Below are 16,829 nucleotides of genomic sequence, written 5' to 3' on the forward strand. Positions count from 1 at the left end.
GCTGGTTCTTTTCATTCCCACCCCCCCCGCCCTCCGCGGTGGGGGGGGGGCCCGCCGCGCCCCCCCCCCCCCCCCCCCCCCCCCCCCCACCGGCAAAAGGAGGTTGCAATGAGCCGCTACACCATCACTGTCACTGGCCGTCACCGGACAGGGCCGCTCGGATCCAGACGCGGTCATCGGCTACGATCCACCACTTCGGACCTACTTCCTGCAAGCGTTCCCGCACGAAGAAACCGACGAGCCCGGTCTTTGGCTCGGCACCCATGATGCGCGTTCAAAACGCTTGAGGATCTTCGCCGCGCAGCCATCTCAGACGGCTACGACTTCATGCCGCTGCCGCCCAAACTGGCTGCAAAGCTGGTCGACGACAAAGCGGCAGCCAGCGGGCGTCCGGTGCGAGACACAATCCTCGGCCAAGTGCTGAAACACCTCAACCAACCCAAGTAGGCAAACACATTTCAGGGCCTGCGACGGAGTGTTCCGTCGCGGGCCCTTTTTTTGCGCGTCGCAAAAGAGCCACGAACATCACCCGCTACAGCAAGAGACAGCGACTCCAAACCGCCGATTATTCCTTCGGCAGTTTGTGCTTATGAATGCGGATATAGTCCTGGACAGCCTTTCGCAGCAGTTCGGTCATGCTGTGTCCGTTGCTGATCGCCAGCAACTTGAACTGGCGCTGCTCCACGGCCGTCAAATAGTACCCGCAGCGAATCATCTCCTCCTCGCGAATCTTCTTTCCGGCGATGGGGTCCTTTTTCTGACCCTGCCGCAGCAGCTTGCGGAAATCGGGCCCGACTGCCGGGGACGGCTTTGTCGGTTCCTGCGTCTGTGGCGTAGCTTGCTCCTTGATCCCTGACGGCTCGGCCTTCGGTGGGATGAACATGCTGGGCAGTACGGGTGGCTGCGTGGAGATCGCCTTCATCATGCGCGCTTTCTTGTCGTCACCGGGTTTCGGTGCGGTCTCTTCACTCATGCCGCGTTCCTTGTGGCTTCGATGAAGGTTTGCAAGAGGTCGTCGAAGACCCCTTCGCTCTCGGCAACCGCCTTCGCATCAGGCACCTCGGGGCTGTAAAGGGTCTGCCCGGTCTGAAGATCGCGGTAGGCAACACGATTATGCAGGACGTGTTCTGCAATGGGCGTGCCGTTGGCCTGGATGATGGCGCGCAGTTCGGTCAGGGCTCGCGCCCTGCCATCGATGATGGTCTGCTTGGTCAGCACGAATATCGCAGGCAGCGGTCTACCCCGGCTCTCGACCGCCAGCGGGATGTAGTGGTCGGTGATCTGGATTGCGGCGGTCACATCATCGAGGGCAAAATAGACCGGCACGACGACAATGTCGGCCGCGAAGAGCCCGGCCATGAGGTTGTCATTTGTGGTGCCTTCCGTATCGATCAAAACGACGGAGCGTTCACCGTTGTGAGTGGCTGCCGCGCGAAGAATTTCCTTCGGGGTCATCGCGCTCACCAGTTGCAGGCTGTCAGGACGATTGCCAGCTTCGCCCAGCATCTGGAACCAGCGGTTCATGTTCTGCCGCCGGTCGCCGTCGATAAGAGTGACCGAATAGCCCCGATGCAGCGCGACGGATGCGAGGGTGCGCAGCATCGTCGATTTGCCAGTGCCGCCCTTTGGGATCGCAGCGGAGATGATCATGGGGCCTCCTTCCGGCGTTGGCTCCTTGTTTCCATGTTAACATGGAAACAAGTCATCATGGACACATGAAACAAAATCACGGTCGAAACATTGGACATTGTCGACGGGGAAGACTGGTTTGGCAACCCAGGCGCGCATCGATAAGAGCTCGCTAAAGGGGCAGTTTTACGCAGCTGCTTCAGCGAAGAAGGGCTCCGGTGGCCCGTCGACTGCGCATTTCCGACTACGCTTTTCCGGCTGCCCATCAGACGGCCCTTGTTTCCATGTTAACATGGAAACAAGTCGCCAACGCATCATAGACACATCGGCATCAAATCACGATGGGAACATTTCGCCCGCGCTGCTGGCGCCGACAGCTGGGCTGGTGAAGAAGGCGCGCGCCTGTAGCTATATTCCTCTTGCTCTTCATTGGCAGGATAGCCTATTTTGTGATACACACAAAATAGGCGGCGCGGCCCTGGCGGGCCTTAGCGCCCGCAAGCGGGCTTGAGAGATGGATGCAGACGCCCAAAAAGCAGCGGTAAAGAAGGCGTCACAGCGCTACGGCGAGGTGACGCACATCCGGTTTTCGGCTGACGAGCTGGCCAGTCTCAAAGCTATTGCAGAGCGGGAGAGCGTAACCGTCAGCGAGGTCGTCCGGCGTCTCATGCGGGCAGAGGTTGGGCACCTGCCTATCGCGTCAGAGGCGTTGCGGCCGGCGATCGTTGAGATGACCGATCAGCTGCGGCGAGTCGGCATCAATTTCAATCAGGCCGTGCGCGCCATGAACGACGGCCGTGTTGCCCATGATGAGGATCTTGAGCAGGCGCTGATCGCCGTGGGCGACCTTGTGCGGCAGTTTCGCGATGAACTGAAAATGATGACCGTCGGCTCTCGCAAGGCGAGGGTAGCCAGGCCATGAGCGGTCGTCTTGCTGGCTACGCGGCCGAAATCGAGCGCTATCTGCGGCGCGGGTCCGGCGTGAAGCGTGAGGATGACGACGACAAGTATGTGACGAGCGCCCGACGCGAGGCCGGCGAATTCCAGTTGATGAAAAGTCATGAGCTGACCGGTGGCGGCGGACGCCTCGGGCGCGGTCAAGCCGGCTCGACCGTAGGTAGCGGCAGGGGCGCCCCTCGTTCTTCGCCGGGAGTAACAGGAGTGGCGGGGAGCTCCGTCTCCAGGGGCGCACTGAAGTCCGCCGCGGCTGCGAGCTCCCCCAAAGCCGCTAGCGCCCCGATCATGGTCTATGGCGCCACGCTCGCCGGTTTCCGGCCGGAAGAGGAGGAGGAAGACTGGAAGCGGCGCGGCGGTGGCGGCGGTCGTGGTGCTGGTCGCTCGAACGGTACTGCCCGGGCGGCGCGGGCGGGCTATCAGGCGCGGGCCGTGGCGGCACGGGCAGGCTATGCAGCAGGTGCGCAGCCTGGTGTGTTCAAGGTCATGCCCAATCCTCCGTCGACCAAGGAGGCCGCCGCTCGGCTGCTCAATTACATCGGGAAGCGCGAGGACGAAAAAGGCGAGAAACACGACATCGAGATTTTCGACGAGGATGGACAGGTCCTTGCGACAGGCGGCGCAAGAAAGGCTTTTTTGGAGACGTTTTGCGAGACGTTCGAACCGCCCTTGGAGAATACCAATTTTATGGAGGTTCGTTTCGAGCTCGCCGGCGAGGTCAGCGATGCCGCCTTGAGCGAAGCGCTGAAGAAGGCATTCGGTTCGAAACCGTTCATCTATGCGCAGGATGGACAGACGGTGGAGGTTTACGCACACGCCGATGAGCGGGCCGGACCGCTTGCGAGAGTCCTGGCCGGCGGTCGGGAAAATTCGCGCAGCAAGGCGCTCGACAAGATCGAGGCGCGCTTGTCTGAAGCTATGGGCGCGGCGGGGGTGGTCGCCAAGGCAGAGGTAACGGCGGCCGTGAGCCGTGAACCCAAAGCGAAATATTTCCTGCAGAAGTTCATCCGCACCCACAGCCAAGTCCGCCATTCAAATGGCGAGCCTGTGCCCGGGGTGAAGAATTCCACCAAGGCGGCGGCTTCGGTCTACGAACAATGGCGCCCGCAGTTTTCGGGGCGCGAGCGCCGCAATGCCTATCACCTGCTTTTCTCGGCAAGGGCCGGCACCGATGCCAACGCCGTCATGGCTGCGGCGCGCGCCGTGCTCGAGGAGCGCGCGCCAGGATACAAGTTCGTCCTGGCTCATCACAAGGACACCAAGCACGTCCATATCCATGCGATGGTGCAGGCACGGGCAGCCGACGGCGAGCGCCTGAAATTCTACAAGCCGGATCTGGTCGCCTGGCGCGAGATCTTTGCGGAAAAAGCACGCGAGAACGGCATTGCGATGGTGGCGACGCGGCGCATGGATCATGCGATGACGCGGCCATTCACGAAGGAGCATGCCGGAGCCTACAGCCGCGCCCAGAGCGATCCGCGCTACCAGGTCAGCGCCAGGACGATCGAGCGGGTGGAGGCCAAGCGGCAACGCCGTTTGGATGGGCAATCCCTTGTCGTGAACGGCGATGCAATTGCTGCCGCATGGCAAAAGACTGTGACGACGATGCGGACCGCGGGCGTAGTCGGTCAGGCTCTCACGGCAGCGGAGTCGATCGGCAACAATTTTCTGCAGTTCCGTCGCGATCGGACAGGGGAGGGGCAGCCAGGTCCTGCCGCGGGTCGCGGAGCTGATCGATCGGGGCAAAAGTCTTTCCTGTCCCATCCCGGTATGAGAGAATTGAATGCACTGATAGGAGATTTGAACATGGCGCAAACCCCCTTGGAAATGCGGCGTCAGATGGCCCGCGTCAATCAGGCTCTCGACAACATGCGCGAGACGCTGCCGCCGGCGCATCAAGGTCAGTTCGAACTGTATCGTGAAGAGGTGAACGACAAGATGCACGACCGTCTCGCGCGGCTGCAATTCGAGCGGCAGCAGCAGCGTCGTGGTGGTGGCGGTGGCGAGCCTATCCCCGAGCGCGAGGCGCGAGGGCGAGACCTTCCAACTCGGGACGATCCCCGCGAGCCGGAGCAGCCGCGCACCGGCCCCGAGCAGGAGAAGGTGGCAGCCAAGCAGAAGGACGCCAACAAACAGAAGGCACGGCAGTCGGAAGAGCAGGACCGCAAGACCCAGCGCTCAAATGATAACGATTACGAGCGCTGAGCCGAGCTCACTGCCGCCTGCGGCTAAAGAGACCGAGAGTGTTAGTGACCTCATGTGCCGAGGCCCATTTGGCGCTTACGAGATTCAGGATGATGGCCACGCAGATCTCACGCCGCGCATGATGTTGAAATCTGCTTCGTGCCGTATTGCTGGATGGACCGAAGCTAAGGCTGTGACAGGCTGGTTTTCAGGTCGGTCCAGGTAACCGCAGCGCCATTGGATCGATCGGTGACGGGCTCAAAGCCCGGTCGTAAGTTTGCTGATGGGTTAGGGTCCGGCTCATAACCGTCGGTCGACTGCGCTGGCGGCTCTGGTTGCCGTTAATCGCGGGGCGCTGAGCGGGGCTCGATAGGATCAACCGAACCTGCGATACTCAAGGCAATCTGTTGGAGTGATGATGCGCATCGTAACCCGTCTCACTGATCGGCTTAAACTGCAGCATCCGATCATCAGCGCGCCGATGGCATTCGCATCGGGCGGGGAACTCGCAGGTGCGGTCAGTACAGCCGGAGGGCTTGGGCTTATCGGCGGCGGCTATGGCGACGCTGATTGGCTGACGTGAGAGTTCGAGCGATCTGGCAACCGACCTGTCGGCTGCGGCTTCATAACTTGGTCACTCGCCAGGAACCCGCGCCTACTCGATAAGGCCCTGGAGCGGCGACCAAGTGCGATTTTCCTATCCTTTGGCGACCCGGCGCCTTTTTCGCCGGCGATACGGGCCGCCGGGGTCCCCTTGATCTGCCAGGTCCAGAGCCTCGACGACGCGCGCCGCGCTCTTGATGCCGGAGCCGACATCGTCGTCGCCCAAGGCGCGGAAGCCGGCGGTCACGGTGAGAAGCGAGCGACATTCACATTTGTTCCGGAGGTCGCGAACTTGGTACGGCGACGGGCGCCGGACACGCTCATCTGCGCGGCCGGTGGCATCGCCGATGGCCGTGGGCTTGCAGCGGCGCTGATGCTTGGCGCTGATGGCGTCGTGATGGGCTCACGTTTCTGGGCCTCGTTGGAGGCTCTCGTTCATCCAAATCTGCACCAGGCTGCCCTTGCCGCGACCGGAGACGACACGGTTCGAACCTCGGTGATGGACCTAGCGCGCCGCCTGGATTGGCCATCGCGGTTTTCACTGCGCGTTCGGAAGAATGCTTTTACGGAAGCCTGGCACGGCAATGAGGCCCATCTCCTCGCCGACATTGACGCGCAGTCCGCTGCCTACCGCGAAGCGTGGGCAAGCGGCGATCCCACGATAGCCGCGATCATGATTGGTGAGGCCGCCGGCCTCATCCACGACATCGAGCCGGCGAGTGACATACTCCTTCGCACCGTTTCTGAAGCGATCACCCTGCTTCAGGGCGCAAGTTCGCTTCTGTTTGTCGAGGACAACTGTCACAGCCAGTAACTGACCGTAGCGGCGAGGCAGACTGCAGCGAGGAAGTTAGTGGCCGATCGATCGTATCTGGTGGCGATGCGGCGGAAATCCTTGAGCCGTCCAAACATGCGCTCGATGGCGTTGCGACCACGGTAGAGGAACGGGGAGAAGCAGTTCTTCCAGCGCCGGTTGGCTTTCGGCGGAAAGTTCTCCTTCCCGAAGGCGGCAATTCGTAAACTCGGTGCGATGCCCGATTTGCGGTCAGGCTGCATCCGCCTTTTCTTCCAGACCAAGTAATCGCTTCGGCCAGAGCGCCGGCGGTGAAGAATTGTCTTGCGCTATCCCTAGCAAATGCGCTCATGCTGCTATTCCTCCACGGGCACCTGCGCCGGGAGGGCACCTCTAAACGCGACCGATAGACCGAGGGGAGGGCTCAACCCAATGAGCAGGGTGGCGCCCGCAGATGGGACTCCAGCTTCGTCCGCGACATTTGCGCCGCTCGAGAATGCAACTTTCCGATCGATCTGGCTTGCTACGCAGGTGTCCAGCTTTGGCTGGCTAATTCAAACTGTCGCCATCAGTTGGCTGATGGCGACCATTTCGACTTCCGACGTGATGGTCGCCTTGGTGCAGGCTTCGACGACGTTGCCTACATTCATCCTGTCGATCATCGCCGGAGCCCTGGCTGATAATTTCAGCCGCCGCAATCTGATGTTCGCTGGCTGGTGTGTGATAGCATTGTCCTCGGCGATGCTGACGGTTCTTGCAGGCCTCGGAATTTTCAATCCATGGATGGTTCTTGCATTCAGCTGTTTGGCCGGAGCGGGTGCTGCTTTCACCGATCCCGCTTGGCACGCGTCGGTCGGCGACATCTTACGAAAACGCGAAGTTCCGGCCGCGGTCACGCTCATCTCGGTTGGATATAACGCTGTTCGCAGCGTCGGTCCGGCGCTTGGTGGACTCGTCGTTGCCTCCTTTGGACCTCTGACAGCTTTCGCTGTGGCGACGCTGACGTATCTAGCGCTGCTGTGGACAATCGGGCGCCGCAAATGGGATGTTCGCTCGTCCCCTCTCCCGCGCGAGCCACTGTCCACGGCCATCCATGATGGCGCGCGCTTTACGGCGCTGTCGACGGAGATCAAGGCGGCAATCGCGCGTGGAGCGCTTTTCGGCCTGACCAGTATTTCCATACTCGCGCTCCTGCCTCTTGTTGCCCGCGATCAACTAGGGGGAGGACCAATCGTATATGGTGTGCTGATGGCCGGCTTCGGGACGGGCGCCTTGTGCGTCGGCATCTGCAACAATGTCTTGAGGCGATCGCTGTCCCAGGAGCGGCTGACAACATTGGCCTGCATTGCCTGCGCGGCGTGTTGTCTAGCGCTTGCTCTCACGTCTTCAGTGGCGGTAGCGGCTGTTGCGCTGGCGCTCGGCGGCGCCGGCTGGGTCGTCACCTGGACGGGGCTCGACGTAAGCGTCCAATTGGCCAGCCCAAGGTGGGTCGTTGGTCGCACGCTCTCAATCTATTATGCCCTTTCGTCGGGCGGTATCGCGGCGGGTAGTTGGCTGTGGGGTACAGTGGCTGAGAACTATTCGCTTACCTCAGCCCTGGAGGTTTCGGCTGCTGCGTTACTGATCGTCGCGGCCACCGGGTTCCTTTTGCCTATCCGTCAATGGCAAGACTCTGATCAGGATCCTTTCGGCTTCGAGACGCCCCAGCTCGCTCTCGAGCTTAAGCCGAGAAGCGGGCCAATCGTCGTGAAGATCGAGTACTCAATACCGGAGCCGAACGTTGAAGCTTTCCTGGATCAGATGCAGGAACGACGGCGGGTGCAAAGCCGCGTCGGCGCGCGACACTGGAATCTTCAGCGCGATCTTCAGGATCCTTCGCTTTGGACAGAAACCTTCCGCACGCCGACCTGGATGGACTATCTGCGCCTGAATCATCGCCTTACAACGGCGGACAAGGATTTCGACCAACGTCTGCTCGAATTGAACATAGGTGCAGCTCCACCTCTTACTAAACTTTCGATTGAGCGGCCGACCGGGGCAACCCGCAAGCGGGATCAACCGACGCGATTTTTCTTCCGCCGGTGATCGCAGGCTGTTGTTGGTAGAGTTTCAAGGGGTGAGGTAGATGACCGGCTTGGTAAGATTTGAGAGGCCAGTTGTGATTCAGATTGGCCGCTATACAGAACGCACCGTGTTCGATGTTAATGATGCGGCCTCCATCCTGCTGCGGGATTTTGGTGGTCATCAGACGGAGAAGCACAGGGCAGCTATGGACGCCTGTCTGAAGGTTATACGAGGTGAGCTTCATCCACCGGCCGCCCGCAGGGCGTTCGTCGCGGTCGCGCGCGAAGCAAAGATCTTACGCTGCGATTGACTGGAGTGCTCAAGCGGCACGGCGCGCCAACTGGCGTCTGTACGGAAGGCCTGAGGCATGACGTTGCCGCTTTTCTATCTGACACGAGCAGGGCGCAGCAGTCCTACCCGTCGACTACATCGGGCAAGGTGTCTTCCACGACGCTCAAATTTCGGTCGAAAGCTTCTTTGTCGGATGCGTTGGCGCGCAGAGATCGCACCTTGTTCAGGATCGCCGCCACCGCCGCTTCTTTATCGGGTGCTATCCTTGTCGTGACCGCTTTAGCCGCCAACGCGGAAAAATCTATGGCTGCATAGACTGGTACGGCTGCAGCATCGGTTGCTTTCGGGGGTTGCTTTGCGATTGGGCGCCGACCCTGCGGCGAAGCCATACGGCCGGACTTTGCGGCGAACGTGGCGCCGCGCCGTAGGCGCATCTGCAAGAGGCCTGAGCGGTACGCAGGTGCTGTCGGCACAATCGTCGGCAGCGCAGGACTTGGAGCCGCCGCAGAAGTGTTGAACGCTGGGCTTTTCGTGCGCGAAACCTCGATAGAGGTCGGCAGGGGCATGAAAGCGCGTTTGGCGAGCTGGCCATCGGCAAAATAGAAATTGCGGGTGCCCAGGATCGGCAACTCGCCTCGCGGCAAAATAATCACCTTGTTCTTGTCGAGCGTGCGGATTTCGTCCGGCCGCATGAGGGGCCGCCGCACTTCCTTGCGGTGGACCGAGCGCGTGTAATACGTGTCGAACAACGTAGCCTTGGTGCGCGTCACGTCCTTTTGAACGTCCGACGTTTCGCCGAGCTGCTCGGAAACGTAGCGCAGATCGTCAGCGTCCTGCGCACCGAAAAAGATCTGCACGCGAGCCGCGTTGATAAGTGTCTTGCGCCCTTCCTGGCGATAGATCTCGTCTACAGCCTTCAGCGACTGTACGAAGAACCACATCGAAACACCGTTGCCGCCGAGCACGCTCGCCATTTCGGTCACGTTCTCGAGCTTGCCGAGGTTCTGGAACTCGTCGAGCAGCACAAGCACCGGATGCTCGTCGGCACGCGGCATAGTTTCCGACATGAAGTTCATCAACTGCGTAATCAGGACGTTGAACAACGGTCCAAGGGAGGTGATCTGCTCGCGCCGCACGTCGAGATAAAGAGAGATCCGGTCGCGCTTCAGATTGCGAATATCGAACGTGCTGCGCGACGTAGCTCGCATCAGGCGCTCGTTGAGAAAGGGGGCCATGCCGGTCCGAACGCCGGCGTAGATGCCGGAGAACTGCCGCTCAGACATCTCAAAATATGGCAGCAGGGTTTGCAGCGTGAAATGCGAACATTCGCGGCGGCGTTCCTCGCGCAGCGAGCCGAAGAATTCGAGGAGCGGCTGCTCGGCACCGTTCATGATCTGGAGGATTGTGGCGAAGGTCTTCTTCTCGTCTGGGATCGCGGGCGATTCCATGACGAAGGACGCTATGCCGGTAAAAAGGAGGCGGGCATCGTTGACCCAATATGGGTCTGCGTTGGACGGGGGGCGCGGAAACAGCGCCGCAGCGATATTGCGAAGGTCGATGTCGCGCTGCGCCGAATCCAGCGAGATGAAGTCCATCGGATTGTAGCATGCGGTATTGCCGCCCGGATCAGCCGGCGCGAAACGCACAACGCGGCTCATGGTTGAACGGTAGCCGGCGGTCGCCGCATAGGTCTCGCCGCGCAGGTCGAGAACGACGAGCGAATGCGCCCAGGTCAAGGCGTTCGGGATGATGAGAGACGTGCCTTTGCCGGAGCGCGGCGGCCCTATGACGAAGCCGCCGAGATCATCGCCGTCAATCCATAATTTCTTGCCGCCGATCAGCCTGCGCTGCATCAAGCGCATCTTGCCGGAGCGCTGATCGCGGCCGGGCGACAGAATTTCGGCAAGCCTGCCGCCGGCTCGACCGACGAAGACGCCGCCAACTTTCGTCAGGCCGGTTTTTGATACGTCGCTCATAGTCATGAAGCGAGAGTCATTGCGCTTTCTCGGGCGCATGAGAAACAGGCCGACCAGTGGCAAGAAAAACCCTAATGCTCCTGCCGCAACGGCGTATTGTACCCGGCCAAAATTCCCCGCCATCGTGTCCGCCCAGGCTTGGCGAACGACCGGCAAGGGATCGGCGTTCAGCTGGTCGAACAGGAAGTGTGAGCCAGTCCGGTACCAATCTGTCCCGGCATAGGTGACCGTGAAGACCAGGGCACCCAGGGCCATCGCCATGAGCACCATGAAAATTGCTGTTGCGATTTTCTGCATGAATGGACCCGCTAGATCGTCTCCGCCTTGGTGAACTTGATCTCGCTGATGCTGCGTCGTCCGCCTTCAGTGCGGACCATCTGGACGACCACCGGAATGACCTCGCGCAGGTAGTCGAGGATTTCGCTTCGTGAGAGGCCGGAGCTGCCCTGCATGACCATCAGCGCCAGCCGCTCGTAGGCGGACCGGGCGGAATTGGCATGAACGGTCGTCAGCGAACCGGGATGGCCGGTGTTGATCGCCTGGAGGAATGCGAAGGTTTCAGCACCGCGCAACTCGCCCAACAGCAGACGGTCGGGCCGCATGCGAAGCGACGCCTCGAGAAGCTGTTGCGCGGAGACTTTGGCAAGCCCCTGGTCGCCCTTCGAGGCTATCAGGGTGACGTTGTTGGGAGCCGGCAGCCTCAATTCGCGGGTGTCTTCGATCGTGATGATCCGTTCATGGGCCGGGATCGCCTTCAAGAGCGCATTCAAGAACGTCGTCTTGCCGGTCGACGTACCGCCTGAAACGACGATCGAGACGCGGTTGCGCACTGCATATTGCAGGAAGTCCATCGGCGACGTGTCGTGCAACATCTCGACAAGTCGTTTTTCTTCGGTTGACAGCGCCAGTCCGCTGCCCATCGCCGTGTTCTCGAAGGCGCCGAGATCGTTGTAGGCATCAAGGCTCATATCCATGATGACCTGCTTGCGGATGGAAATCGCCCCGCCTTCGGGAGCCGCGGGCGGCAAGATGCATTGGATGCGCTCGCCTGAGGGTAGAGCGGCCGACAGGACCGGCTTTTCTTCGTTGATGACCTGATTTGTCGCCGAGGCAACGCCCGTCGAGATATGCCTAATCCAGCCGGGCGTGACCTCGCGCTTGACGACGTGCTCCATTTCCTTCGCGCCAAGGCGTTCGATGAACAATTCACCCGGCCTGTTGATCGCAATCTCGGACACCGCATCTTCGTTCAAATAGGACCATATCGGTTCCAGATGAGCGCGCAGGACCGGGGCTCTCGCCCAAGGGTCGGGGAGGGGATGCACGGCATTCATTTCACCGGGCTCCCATAGCCGGAATAGAAATGATCCTTCGGCGTGCCGTAGAGAGGCGTCGGATCGATCGCCGTCTTCGGCCGCCCACCTGCCTTCAGGCGCGCCACTTCTTCCTGAAAGGGATCGGCGTACAAATCCGAGAAATCGAGATCTCGCCGCACCAGCACGACGATGGATGTGCCCTGATCGACGTAGACTGTCGGGCCAATGTTCTGCGTGTCGCGAAACGCCTCTTGCGCGAGTTGCTGCAGGGCGGTCGATGACTTATCGAAGGCGATGCTGCGGGCGTCGCGCTGCGAGCCATTGCCACCATAAGTTACGGTCGTGGTCTCGCCGGTTACGGGATCGATCGTCGACACCTGGCGCTGTTGTCCATCCTGGCTGCTATCTCCAAGCGAGGACAGATATTCAGAGACACCGCCAACGACGGAAAGCATGATGGCGTTGCCATACCGCTCAACCCAGTGCGTATCGACCCGGCCGCCCATGCCACCGCGGCCGAGCGCGTCTGCACCAGGCGACTTGATATCGACGGAAATGCCGTCCGAGCGGATGGCCCTGCTCCAGACGATGAAAACACGCTTCTGACCGCGCGCAAGCCCCGAGCGGTATTCCCCGGTCAGGCGCGAGCCCTTCGGAATGAGGATCCGCCTGCCGTCAAGGGAGAATACATCCTCACGCACGACGGCGCGCACGGCACCGGGAAGGTCGGTGTTGACCGCGCTTTCCAAATAGCCGCGAATGATCGTTCCTTCAGGGATCAACGCATCGGTGCGTCGGAAGACCCTGGCTTTGACAATGCTGGAAGAACTTGCCTCAGACTGCGCCAGGAATGCCTTGTTGGGATCACTGTCGGCGCCGGGGACCGGGATGATCTGACCGTCGGGCGCGATTTCGACCTGTGCCGCCGGGGCGCCGGCATCTGTCGAGCCGGTTTCATCATTCGTCACCATCTGGTTCGACTGCAGGCGTGCCCATACCGCTTTTTCACGCTCGGCGGCCTCAGCCTTGCGGCGAGCCTCGTCCTCAGCCGCGGCCTTGCGTCGGGCTTCTTCCTCCTCGGCCTTGCGGCGAGCCTCCTCGGCCGCCATTTGCGCCTCCAGCGCGCGCCGCTGCGCATCAAGGTCGGCGCCCTCCTGCACGGTCTGATCGACATTGTCAGCCTGTTGCGTGCCGTTCTGTTCGGCGGCCGGTGGCGGCACCACGATCTGGTCGATCGTGCCGTCGGCAGGTTGAGGCGGTTCGTTCAACGCCGGCGGGCGAAACTCGGGCGGGTTGAAGTTTTCCTCGCCATCGCTGCGAAGATCGCGCGAGACCGGCTCTCGAGGCCAGTTCAGCCATATCAGCGCGCCTACGAGCACCACGCTGACGCCGACCAGGGCGATCCTGGTGCCCACGCCCGCACCGCGGCGCGCGACCGTCGGGCTACCATCCAGTTGGTTATAGTCGATTTGGGTCATCACCGTCCTCCGCTGGATCCGAACAGGGTGGAACCGCCTGTCAGTTTCGTTGGACCGTACACCTGCTCGACTGGATCGATAGCGTTGGGTCGAGCTCGGTTGTAGAGGCAGAGCGTCTTGCCGTCGGCTCGCAAGGTGAATTGCCGCGCGACCTTGTCGACGACGGTGTATTTGCCCTGCGTGCGAACGTTGACCAGCGACTCATGGCGCTTGTCGTCGACAACGAAAATCGCCGGAATGTCACCCTTGAACTCCAGAAACACCTTGCTGCCGTCGTCGAATACGGTACGTGGCTTCAAGCTGTCGTCGCCCTTATAGGCATAGTCGTAGTTGAGATCGGCATAGTTCAGATCCTTCAAATCCGGATCGGCGGCGCTCTCTTTGGCCTGTGAGAGCAGGCGCGCGTTGATATCCTCGTCCGGGTATTTGAACCGGACCTGGAAGGATGCCCGGTCACGGCTATTGTCAGTCGCCTGCAGCAGCAGAGAATAGACGCGCCGGTTGGTGACGACGTTGACGTTGGTCCAAGCATCGCGCTCCAGCGGCTTGACGAACAGAAATCGCGATCCGCGTTTGGGGATGATCGACCAGCCTTTCGTGTCGCCAGCCGACACGGTTTCGATGACTTCGGTTGGGCTGAGCTCGACCATCGTTGAAATACCAAGAGCTGCGCGCACCGACGTCACGTCGTCATTTTTGAAGGTGACATATCGGATGCGGCCGTCGCGTGCGGCCGCGTTGTGGGTAACGCCGAGGAAAAGGGCGGCCGACAGGGCGAGGCCCATGGGCCATCTCATTGCAGGCTTCCCGCAGCCGGCGCCGACTCCTGGTCGCGGCGGTAATCCGTAACCTGAAATCCCAACGGGTTGTCGAAGCGCCATTCGTTCTTGAGCGGCGTCGAGGTGTAGCGGAATTTTATCACCGCGACCCAATTGTCGACGGTGGAAGAATTGTCCCGCCGCGTCGTCGTGGCGAAGCGCACCGATGCTGTGTTGCGGTTGAGCAGGGATACCGACTTGATCTCGACGGAGATCGTGGCATTGCGGCCATAGATCTTGTCCAGCGACTGAGGATTCGCAGGCGTGTACAGCCATGACAAATCCTTGGACGCCGTGTCGGTGGAGTAGAGTTGCGCCAGGTCGTAATTCTGTTTCAGTTCACGGGAATCGTAGGTTTCGCGGGCCCTGATGTAGCGCACCAGATTGGCCGCCGTGACGGCTTCGTTCTGGGACAAATCTCCAGGCTTGAGCGCGCGCATGATCTCGAGGTAGCCCGTCGATTTGTCGACCTCCACAACATACGGTTCGAACTGCCGGAGCGGCAGGATCAGCACGAGCGCCAGCAGCGACAACACCGCCACCAGTCCAGAAACGCCACTGACGATCCATGCCAATGTACGCGATCGACGCATTGACCTGTGCGTGTCGTCTTCCCAGGTCACGCCCGCCCTGTAATAGCGTTTGTCGACGAGTTCGCTGCTGCGGTCAGCAACCGTTTCCACTGGATTTGACACTCTCTATTGCCTCGTTTGCCCGACGCATCCTGATACCACGCCGCGATCGATGACCGTTCTTGTGTTCTAGGCCAGAGGCCTGGAGTTATCGCGCGCACCTTGCTGAATGGCGGACCGGGTTGCGGCATCCGACCTGGCTGCTCGCGAAGCTCGAAACTGGTTTGCCGCGAGCTGCCGGGCGCCGCGAGCGGCACGGCCGGCGGCCCATCGCGCGCCGGAATAGCGCACGGCATTCCTGCCGAACGTCCCATATGAGTACCGGGCTCCCACGGCGCTGAGATACCCGCCGCCATTCAGGATCGAAGCAATCGAGGGTATCTGCATGAGTACGTAGATCCCGATGATCGTCACCAGCACCAGCGGCAGCACCAGGGACATTTTGCTATCCATGGTCGCTCCGCCGGACGTGGCGGTGTTGAGCGCCGCATTGACGAGCGAGAAGTAGAAACCGAGAAAGCCGTAGATCAGGACTTGCTGAATCATCAGGAAGGTGGTGAGCGAAAGGAAGCCTTCGCTCATGCGCGATGACCAGCGGTATAGCCAAAGAATGATCCATATCGGCGCCAAGGCGAGCGTGATGAACAACATCACTTTGGCGGCGATGATCGCGGCAATGGCAAGCGCTGCGAAGATGATGGCTGACAGCAGAACGAGCAGCGACAGCAGCGCGCCAAAAATGTCGTAGAAGGATCCGCTGTACACCTGATTGGCTACGTCCTGCGCCCCTTGGTAGAGGTTGTCGATGAGCGCTGGAATCGCCGCTTGATCGCTGAGCTGATTGCCTGTAGCTCGCGACACGGCCCCGACGATCACCTTGCCGACTTCATCGGGCATGCTTTGCGCGAGCTGGTAGATCGTCGCGGAAAATGTGCCCCATCCCGTTAGCAGCAGATAGATGATGACGGCGCGGCCGAGGCGATAGGCCGCTTCGATTGGCGAAATCGACTCACGCCCGCTCAGGATCGCATAGCCCCACCAGACTATATAGAGGGTCAGCATGAGGGTGAAGACGTTGCCCATCGCATTGCCCAATTGCATATAGACGGTGCGAACGAAGTCCTCACCGATGTTGTCAATGCCACCGAGAATGCTTTCGGCGAGACCGTTCATGGATCCTCGTCAATGATGCTGGTGAACGGCGTTGAATTGACCGGCTTCAGCGCGCCGCATTCGTCGGCGTGCGCATACGCCAAAGGCCCGCACGGCGCTTTCAGTTCGCGATTTGCGCATCCTAAAAGCCCTGCGCTGAGCCCAATCACGACTATGCGCACCACCCGCCTCGACAAGTGCTACCCTCCGCTCTTGCCAAAGTCCGCGAACGGATTGACGTTGCGCGGTGTCATCATCTTCTGCACCTGGCTCTGGCGAAGAAGATCTCCCTTCAGCTTCTCATTCAGGGCCGCGACCGCACCATTCTGGACGCCAATCAATTCGTTGACCGCGCGCGCGTTTTCCAGCTGCATTCGCGTGTTCTGGTCCACCGATCCCTTGACGTCCTGCGACTGCCCGATCTGCCCACTTGCAGACTGCAGGGACTGTTGGCGCTGGGTCACGCCCTGCGAGGCCTGCGAAGTCAGCGCGCTTAGCAGCGAGGCCACGTTGACGCTGCCGCCATAGGCGGTGTTGACGGCGCTGGTCTCCTTGCCGGCAATCTGCTGGAGCTGCTTCACCAGCTGGAGCCCATTGATGACGGCGCCGGCGATTTTCTGGATTTCCGGTGACAGGCCACCAAATGAGAGAGCCCCGCCGTTCAGGATCGATCCGAACGACGGCGCCTGGGCAATCGACATGCTGCCGCCGAGGCCCATTTGTCCGATGCCGAGCGAACCGTCACGACTGCCGCTGAGAGCCTGCAGGATCTCCTCGCTCTTTTTCAGGATATCCTTGTTGGAGTCCATGATGGAGTTGGTGTTGTCCGCATTCTTGCGGGCGACATCGAGATTGGCGCCATCAATGACGGCAATCTGTGCGTGGGCCGTGCTTGCCCAAAGCGCCAGACTGGCGGCAATCGCGAATTTCTTCATGTCA

15 protein-coding genes and 1 pseudogene are annotated in these 16,829 nt (G+C 60.8%); 6 read left to right on the forward strand and 10 right to left on the reverse strand.

Annotated elements, in window-relative coordinates:
- Nucleotides 1–565: 565 nt before the first annotated feature.
- Entirely contained in the window at nucleotides 566–973 is a 408-nt protein-coding gene (locus tag NKH83_RS28160) for a hypothetical protein (protein WP_352808292.1), read from the reverse strand.
- A complete protein-coding gene (locus NKH83_RS28165; RefSeq protein WP_352808293.1) occupies nucleotides 970–1,650 on the reverse strand; it encodes a nucleotide-binding protein in 681 nt (226 codons plus the stop codon). Before NKH83_RS28165 ends, NKH83_RS28160 begins: the two co-directional genes overlap by 4 nt.
- A gap of 493 nt (nucleotides 1,651–2,143) precedes the next feature.
- Here NKH83_RS28165 and NKH83_RS28170 point away from each other — a divergent pair, with 493 nt between their 5' ends.
- The 4 genes from NKH83_RS28170 to NKH83_RS28185 all read left to right on the forward strand — a co-directional run bounded on the left by NKH83_RS28170 (nucleotide 2,144) and on the right by NKH83_RS28185 (nucleotide 6,184).
- A complete protein-coding gene (locus tag NKH83_RS28170) occupies nucleotides 2,144–2,551 on the forward strand; it encodes a hypothetical protein (RefSeq protein WP_352808294.1) in 408 nt (135 codons plus the stop codon).
- A 59-nt stretch (nucleotides 2,552–2,610) separates the two neighbouring features.
- Nucleotides 2,611–4,788, forward strand: a complete 2,178-nt coding sequence (locus tag NKH83_RS28175; RefSeq protein ID WP_352808295.1) for a relaxase/mobilization nuclease domain-containing protein — start codon at nucleotides 2,611–2,613, stop codon at nucleotides 4,786–4,788.
- A 397-nt stretch (nucleotides 4,789–5,185) separates the two neighbouring features.
- Nucleotides 5,186–5,350, forward strand: a complete 165-nt coding sequence (locus tag NKH83_RS28180; RefSeq protein WP_352808297.1) for a nitronate monooxygenase — start codon at nucleotides 5,186–5,188, stop codon at nucleotides 5,348–5,350.
- Nucleotides 5,351–5,437: 87 nt separating this feature from the next.
- A complete protein-coding gene (locus NKH83_RS28185; RefSeq protein ID WP_502895637.1) occupies nucleotides 5,438–6,184 on the forward strand; it encodes an NAD(P)H-dependent flavin oxidoreductase in 747 nt (248 codons plus the stop codon).
- Here NKH83_RS28185 and NKH83_RS28190 read toward each other — a convergent pair.
- Nucleotides 6,172–6,363, reverse strand: a pseudogene (locus tag NKH83_RS28190) (transposase); the annotation flags it as partial. The gene NKH83_RS28185 and the pseudogene NKH83_RS28190 overlap by 13 nt on opposite strands.
- 232 nt (nucleotides 6,364–6,595) lie before the next feature.
- Here NKH83_RS28190 and NKH83_RS28195 point away from each other — a divergent pair.
- Nucleotides 6,596–8,248: an MFS transporter gene (locus NKH83_RS28195; RefSeq protein WP_352808299.1), complete on the forward strand. Its 1,653-nt coding sequence runs from the start codon at nucleotides 6,596–6,598 to the stop codon at nucleotides 8,246–8,248.
- Nucleotides 8,249–8,288: 40 nt separating this feature from the next.
- Nucleotides 8,289–8,537, forward strand: coding sequence for a DUF982 domain-containing protein (locus NKH83_RS28200; RefSeq protein ID WP_352808301.1), 249 nt, complete (start codon nucleotides 8,289–8,291; stop codon nucleotides 8,535–8,537).
- A gap of 103 nt (nucleotides 8,538–8,640) precedes the next feature.
- Here NKH83_RS28200 and NKH83_RS28205 read toward each other — a convergent pair whose 3' ends face one another.
- The 7 genes from NKH83_RS28205 to NKH83_RS28235 all read right to left on the reverse strand — a co-directional run bounded on the left by NKH83_RS28205 (nucleotide 8,641) and on the right by NKH83_RS28235 (nucleotide 16,825).
- A complete protein-coding gene (locus tag NKH83_RS28205; RefSeq protein WP_352808303.1) occupies nucleotides 8,641–10,791 on the reverse strand; it encodes a type IV secretory system conjugative DNA transfer family protein in 2,151 nt (716 codons plus the stop codon).
- 11 nt (nucleotides 10,792–10,802) lie between these two features.
- Nucleotides 10,803–11,828, reverse strand: coding sequence for a P-type DNA transfer ATPase VirB11 (gene virB11, locus NKH83_RS28210; protein WP_352808305.1), 1,026 nt, complete (start codon nucleotides 11,826–11,828; stop codon nucleotides 10,803–10,805).
- Nucleotides 11,825–13,288 (reverse strand): type IV secretion system protein VirB10, encoded by a 1,464-nt coding sequence (virB10, locus tag NKH83_RS28215; RefSeq protein ID WP_352808306.1) that lies wholly within the window; start codon nucleotides 13,286–13,288, stop codon nucleotides 11,825–11,827. The genes virB11 and virB10 overlap by 4 nt, the downstream gene beginning before the upstream one ends.
- The gene (locus NKH83_RS28220; protein WP_352808307.1) at nucleotides 13,288–14,085 is read right to left on the reverse strand and encodes a TrbG/VirB9 family P-type conjugative transfer protein; all 798 of its coding nucleotides are present in this window, start codon (nucleotides 14,083–14,085) and stop codon (nucleotides 13,288–13,290) included. The genes virB10 and NKH83_RS28220 overlap by 1 nt, the downstream gene beginning before the upstream one ends.
- Complete coding sequence (locus tag NKH83_RS28225) at nucleotides 14,082–14,789, reverse strand: VirB8 family type IV secretion system protein (RefSeq protein ID WP_352808309.1); 708 nt, start codon at nucleotides 14,787–14,789, stop codon at nucleotides 14,082–14,084. Before NKH83_RS28225 ends, NKH83_RS28220 begins: the two co-directional genes overlap by 4 nt.
- 78 nt (nucleotides 14,790–14,867) lie before the next feature.
- Nucleotides 14,868–15,911, reverse strand: a complete 1,044-nt coding sequence (locus NKH83_RS28230; RefSeq protein WP_352808310.1) for a TrbL/VirB6 family protein — start codon at nucleotides 15,909–15,911, stop codon at nucleotides 14,868–14,870.
- 179 nt (nucleotides 15,912–16,090) lie between these two features.
- Nucleotides 16,091–16,825, reverse strand: a complete 735-nt coding sequence (locus NKH83_RS28235) for a type IV secretion system protein (RefSeq protein WP_352808312.1) — start codon at nucleotides 16,823–16,825, stop codon at nucleotides 16,091–16,093.
- Between the last annotated feature and the right edge of the window lie 4 nt (nucleotides 16,826–16,829).

The sequence above is a fragment of the Mesorhizobium sp. M0909 genome, from assembly GCF_040319515.1.
Classification (GTDB): Bacteria; Pseudomonadota; Alphaproteobacteria; order Rhizobiales; family Rhizobiaceae; genus Mesorhizobium.

Excerpts from the sequence above, each read along its gene's own strand:
- virB10 (WP_352808306.1), bottom strand. The coding sequence starts at position 13,288 with ATGACCCAAATCGACTATAACCAACTGGATGGTAGCCCGACGGTCGCG.
- NKH83_RS28180 (WP_352808297.1), top strand. The coding sequence starts at position 5,186 with ATGCGCATCGTAACCCGTCTCACTGATCGGCTTAAACTGCAGCATCCG.
- NKH83_RS28220 (WP_352808307.1), bottom strand. The coding sequence starts at position 14,085 with ATGAGATGGCCCATGGGCCTCGCCCTGTCGGCCGCCCTTTTCCTCGGC.
- NKH83_RS28230 (WP_352808310.1), bottom strand. The coding sequence starts at position 15,911 with ATGAACGGTCTCGCCGAAAGCATTCTCGGTGGCATTGACAACATCGGT.
- NKH83_RS28160 (WP_352808292.1), bottom strand. The coding sequence starts at position 973 with ATGAGTGAAGAGACCGCACCGAAACCCGGTGACGACAAGAAAGCGCGC.
- virB11 (WP_352808305.1), bottom strand. The coding sequence starts at position 11,828 with ATGAATGCCGTGCATCCCCTCCCCGACCCTTGGGCGAGAGCCCCGGTC.
- NKH83_RS28205 (WP_352808303.1), bottom strand. The coding sequence starts at position 10,791 with ATGCAGAAAATCGCAACAGCAATTTTCATGGTGCTCATGGCGATGGCC.
- NKH83_RS28200 (WP_352808301.1), top strand. The coding sequence starts at position 8,289 with ATGACCGGCTTGGTAAGATTTGAGAGGCCAGTTGTGATTCAGATTGGC.
- NKH83_RS28170 (WP_352808294.1), top strand. The coding sequence starts at position 2,144 with ATGGATGCAGACGCCCAAAAAGCAGCGGTAAAGAAGGCGTCACAGCGC.
- NKH83_RS28235 (WP_352808312.1), bottom strand. The coding sequence starts at position 16,825 with ATGAAGAAATTCGCGATTGCCGCCAGTCTGGCGCTTTGGGCAAGCACG.
- NKH83_RS28165 (WP_352808293.1), bottom strand. The coding sequence starts at position 1,650 with ATGATCATCTCCGCTGCGATCCCAAAGGGCGGCACTGGCAAATCGACG.
- NKH83_RS28195 (WP_352808299.1), top strand. The coding sequence starts at position 6,596 with ATGAGCAGGGTGGCGCCCGCAGATGGGACTCCAGCTTCGTCCGCGACA.